The organism is Bradyrhizobium campsiandrae, assembly GCF_014529705.1.
Lineage (GTDB): Bacteria > Pseudomonadota > Alphaproteobacteria > Rhizobiales > Xanthobacteraceae > Bradyrhizobium > Bradyrhizobium campsiandrae.
The window spans coordinates 1-542 of the sequence record NZ_JAANIH010000184.1 but is presented as its reverse complement, the minus strand read 5'-3'; the positions used below and the strand labels follow the sequence as shown (position 1 = coordinate 542).

Genomic DNA, 542 nt, shown 5'->3' with positions numbered 1-542 from the left:
TGATCCTGTCCTCGATCGACCGCATCAAGGAGATCCTGGCAGGCCTCGAGGCGACCGAAGCCGAGCCCGAGGGCAACGACCGCGATCTCATCGACAAGCTGGAAGCGATGGTCGAGCAGGGCATGGCGGCGATGTCAGCGTCGGCGCAGCCGATCGCGTCAGGCTCGGCGCAGCCGATGCCGGCCGCAGGCGCCGCGGCTCCCGCTCCCGTCGCCGAGGCCCCGCCGCTGGTGCCGGATGCCCCTGCCGCGGAACCTGCTGCGCCCGCCAAGGAGATGACCACGGGCACGCTGATCGAGCAGACGCTCGAGCGTCCCTTGCGTCCGGGCGAGGTCTCGCTCGACGAACTCGAGCGCGCCTTCCGCGAGACCGCGATCGAAGCTGCGCCCCCCGCGCCGGTGAAGGCCGAGCCCGCGCCGGCTGCCGAAGCGCCGGTCGCGAGGGAAGCCGCCAAGGAATCGACAAAGGCGCCCAAGGAGAAGGCCGCGCCGAAGAAGTCGATGGCCGACGAAGCCGCTTCCGAGGGCGACCGCATCGCCAAC

General features: G+C 71.4%; 1 pseudogene. It reads left to right on the top strand.

Annotated features, from left to right (window positions below):
* Positions 1–542: pseudogene (locus tag G8O24_RS42615) on the top strand (hybrid sensor histidine kinase/response regulator); the annotation flags it as partial.